Source organism: Frankia sp. CeRuru1, from assembly GCF_977966315.1.
Genome location: NZ_CDWWEW010000416.1, coordinates 1 through 4,244 on the forward strand (window position 1 = coordinate 1; position 4,244 = coordinate 4,244).

Below are 4,244 nucleotides of genomic sequence, written 5' to 3' on the forward strand. Positions count from 1 at the left end.
CATCCCGACCTTCACGCCGTCGCGGAACAGGGCAAGCAGGTCCTCGACGCTGGCCGGCGCCGGTCGTGCCGGGGGTGTGCAGTAGCGGCAGTGCGCCGGGTCGTGGCGCGCGGCGAGGTCGGCGGCGAGGTCGGCGGCGTGGCGGGTGAGGTTCGTGTGGTGGATCAGGCCGCGCAGCGCGTCGGCGATCTGCCCAGGCCAGTACTGGTCGGGGTAGGTCTCGGCGGCGGCGGTCAGGTCCCTGATCAGGTGCTGGGCGCAGAACTGGTGGACCAGGCCGAGGAACTCCACGTCGTCGGGGTCGTGCGCGCCGTCGTCGCCGGTCCCGTCGGTGAGCGGGTCGCCGACGGCGGGGTTGAAGAAGTCGTGGTCGTAGAGGTGGTAGCGGTCGTGGACGACGGTCGCGCCGGCGGCGGCGAGTTCGCCGAGCACCGAGGTCTGGAACGTCGCCAGGTCGCGGTCGCCGAGCAGGAAGTGGGTGTACAGCTCGGTGCAGGCGACCAGCAGGTGGCGCTTGGCGTCCTTGCGGCCGGGCCGTGGCAGCCGCGGGCCGACCCTGATCGGGGTCTCGTCCATCACGACGACCGCGCACAGGGTGATCAGCGCCCGGATCCGCTGGTGCGCCGCCGTGAGCGCGGCCGCGACCGTGTTCAGCAGGCCGTGCACGAACCCGGTCGACGGCGCCGCGCCGGTCAGCGAGGTCAGCAGGTCCACGCACCGTCCGACCGGCAGGTGGTGCACGACCATCAGATAGACGCACCAGGCCCGCGGGTTCGGCCCGTAGCCGATCGGCCCGCGGTGCGCGCCGTCCGGGCGGGTGGCCTGGTGGACCTTCCCGCGGGCGCATGCCAGCGCGTGCCGGTCGGTGCTGGGTCACCCGGGCCGTGACCAGCGGGATCTCGACCTGCTGGTAGGAGTCCACGACGCCGAGGTCCCGGGCCGTGCCCCGTCCCAGGGCCGTGGCCAGGTCGTTCCCGCACCCACACCGGCCCTCCGGGAACCGGTCGACCTGCTCGTCGGGGTCCTCGACCCGGGCCAGGTGCGCGCCGGGCTGCCCCCCACGCCGACGCTGCTGCCCACCGCCGGTACGGGTCTTCCTCGGGGCCGGCGCAGGCCTCCCGGGCTGGTCGTCCTTCGACGACGGGAACGAGGAGTTGCCGCTGTTCCGCGACATCAGGTGCTCCAGCCGGTCGAGCCGGGCCGCGAGGTCCTCGTTGACCGCGGCGAGCTTCTCGTTCACCACGACCAGCCGCTCGGTGTCCGCGATCCGCCGCTCGTTCTCGGCCCGCAACGCCGTGTTCTCCTCCGCCAGCCGGGCGACCAGCACCCAGACCAGCCACGGCACGGCCGCCGACGCCGCGGGCGCTGGCCTGTCGTGGGAAGGGCCGTCCGGTGTGGGCACACCACGGATCTAACGGGTCGCAACCCCACGCCATGCAGCGACAGGGCCATCACTCACCCAATCCGCCTGGCCACCCGTCAACCCCGGCAGACCGTCACCGACAGCCACAACAAGCCCCATGATCGTCACGCCGCGCGAACCGGCTGAAGGTTTACTCCAGCGGGCGCCAGCCTTGACGCTGGATAGGTGGCGCAAGATTTCCACCGTAATCCGGCGGACTTCGCGTGTGGGGGCCAACACCTTGGCGGTGGGTTCGGGCCGCGAAACAGCTTGTCGGAATTCCCTCAATGATTAATAAATGATCTTGTGGACGAATCCAAGCACCTTGTGCGACGTGCACACATCGGTGATCTGGCGGGTATGAACTTCGCGGCCCTGGTCCGTCTCTCTTTCGAGCTGCGGCCTCAGGACCTAGAAAACATCAGCGAGGTGAAACGACGAATACTGTCAGGCCTTGACATTAACAACCGTGAAACCCAGTTGGCGGACTGTCGCACCTACGTCGAAAGCCGTGGCGGGGTGATGCTCGAAGCGGTCTACAACGAGCAGAACCGCTCTGCCTGGAAGAAGAAGCGCATCCGCCAACCGGACGGCTCCTACATCTACCGGGTGGTTCGGCCGGTGTATGAGGCGGCGCTCTCCGACCTGAGACGCGGCCAAATCTACACCGGGGAACGTCTGGACGGCATCGTGGTGGCCGACGTCGACCGCCTCACCCGTGACCAGCGCAACCTGGAAGACGCCATCGAGGTGGTGATGCAGTACGGCCGCCCGATCATCGACATCTCCGGCAGCCTCGACCTGCTCACCGACAACGGCCGGGACGTGGCCCGGATCGTCGTCACGATCAAGGCGCGGCAGTCGCTGGACACCTCCAAGCGGGTCCGGCGCAAGCACGAAGCCATGGCCGAAGCTGGGGTACCCGCCGGCGGCAACCGGGCCTTCGGCTGGTTGCCGGACAAGCGGACCAAGGATGAGTTCGAGGCCGCGCTGTTGGTCGCGGGAGCTGATGACCTTCTCGAAGATGTCGGCCTGCACACCATCTGCCGCCGCTGGAACCACCTGGGTATCCGGAGCGCCACTGGCAAGGTCTGGCAGAAGGCGGTCCTGCGCAACATCTACCTGTCACCGCGGATGGTCGGCTGGCGGGTCTACGGCCCGCCGTCCATTCCGATGGAGGAGCGCTACGCCCGCGACGCGGAGGGCAAGCCCGTCATGGGCCAGCAAGATCCCATCCTGGACGTGGACACCTGGAAGCGGCTGGTAGCCAAGCTCCGCGATCCCAGCCGCACGAGCAAACACGTCCACACCGGCGGCCGGAAGTACCTGCTGTCCGGGATTATCTGCTGCGGGTACTGCGGCCGCCACCTGATGGGCGGCTTCGACCGGCGGTGGAACAAGCACCACTACGCCTGCAAGGCCGTCACGGCGGGCGGCTGCGGCAAGGTCAGCGTCACCGGCCACCATCCGGATGAGCTGGTCACGGACCTGGTGCTCGCGTACCTGGCAGACCGGGACGTCGAGGCAGAGGCCGGACCTTGGCCAAAAGCGGCGGAGCTGGCCAAAGCCGAAGCTAAGATCGCCGAACTGATGGGTGCCTACGACCGCGACGAGCTGGCAGGCGCCTACGTCTTCCCCCGCGTCCGCGACCAGGAACAGATCATCCTAACTCTGAAGGGAGAGCAGACAGAGTGGCTGCGAGCCCACGCCGGGCCCAGCCTGACCAACGTGGCCACCGCCTGGCCGTCGCTCGAAGTGGAGCAGCGGCGGGAAATCATCGGCACCGTCATCGAGGCCGTTGTGCTCCGGTCGCCAGCCGAAGACAGTCCCAAAAACCGTTTCGACCCTAGACGGGTGGAAGTGGCCTGGCGCGCCTGATGCGCCCACCTGCCCCGCCGGACGCACCAGTCCGGCGGGGCTCACGTCGTCGGTACCCTGGCTGGCATGGGCCTTTACCTGTCCGGCGACCCAGAGGCGGACGCCTTCCTCGACGCGGACCCCCTGGCGCTCCTGGTGGGCATGGTCCTAGATCAACAAATTCCACTCGAACGTGCGTTCGCCGCGCCGCTGGAACTCTCGCGCCGACTCCATCTTTCCGAGATCGGTGGGGACCAGCAGATCCCGCTTGAGCGGGCGTTCGCCGCGCCGTACGAGCTCGCGCAGCGGCTGGGTCGGCCGCTCGACGTGACCGAGCTGGCCGAGTTCGAGCCGGACGAGTTGGGGGCGGTGTTCTCCTGGCAGCCGGCGCTGCATCGGTTTCCCGGGTCGATGGCCAAGCGGGTGCAGGCCCTGTGCCGGCTGATCCTGGACTCCTACGACGGGGATGCGGCGGCCATCTGGACCAGTGCGGTCGACGGCCGCGAGCTGCTCAAGCGGGTCGCTGCGTTGCCCGGCTTCGGCCAGCAGAAGGCGAAGATCTTCGTGGCGCTGCTCGGTAAGCAGCTCGGTGTGACCCCGCCGGGCTGGAAGGAGGCCTGTGCGCCCTTTGGCGAGGACGGCAGCTACCGCTCGATCGCGGACGTCACCAGCCCCGAGTCGAGGATCAAGGTCCGGGACTTCAAGAAGGCGATGAAGGCCGCTGCGAAACCGTCGGCGAACTGATCCTGCGGTGAATTGGGTGCTGCGCGTGGCTGATTTTGGCGTGGCGGTGTTCGCCTCGCACACCGGAACGAATCTGCATGCACTACACCAGGCATCCCTCGGGTTGGACGTGGCGTTCCATCTGGCTCTGGTCCTGAGTAACAATAAGGATTCCGGCGCTCTCGCGTATGCCTGAGCCCACGGCATACCCGCAGTGCACATGTCCGGAGTGACGCATCCCGATCCGGCCCGGGTGCTTCTC

Annotated in this window: 4 protein-coding genes and 1 pseudogene; 3 read left to right on the top strand and 2 right to left on the bottom strand. The window is 68.3% G+C overall.

The annotated features are described in order from the left end of the window. A partial coding sequence (locus AC08OP_RS21650) for an IS66 family transposase (protein ID WP_476615863.1) occupies nt 1-852 on the bottom strand: 852 nt, incomplete at its 3' end. Between the two features lie 250 nt (nt 853-1,102). Continuing rightward, a pseudogene (locus AC08OP_RS21655) lies at nt 1,103-1,402 on the bottom strand (hypothetical protein); the annotation flags it as partial. Nucleotides 1,403-1,708: 306 nt separating this feature from the next. Here AC08OP_RS21655 and AC08OP_RS21660 point away from each other — a divergent pair. The 3 genes from AC08OP_RS21660 to AC08OP_RS21670 all read left to right on the top strand — a co-directional run bounded on the left by AC08OP_RS21660 (nt 1,709) and on the right by AC08OP_RS21670 (nt 4,178). Beyond that, a complete protein-coding gene (locus AC08OP_RS21660) occupies nt 1,709-3,280 on the top strand; it encodes a recombinase family protein (RefSeq protein ID WP_476615860.1) in 1,572 nt (523 codons plus the stop codon). A 66-nt stretch (nt 3,281-3,346) separates the two neighbouring features. Next, nucleotides 3,347-4,003, top strand: a complete 657-nt coding sequence (locus AC08OP_RS21665; protein WP_476615861.1) for an HhH-GPD-type base excision DNA repair protein — start codon at nt 3,347-3,349, stop codon at nt 4,001-4,003. 25 nt (nt 4,004-4,028) lie between these two features. Next, on the top strand, nt 4,029-4,178 hold the full coding sequence (locus AC08OP_RS21670) for a hypothetical protein (RefSeq protein ID WP_476615862.1): 150 nt from the start codon (nt 4,029-4,031) through the stop codon (nt 4,176-4,178). Nucleotides 4,179-4,244: the final 66 nt, after the last annotated feature.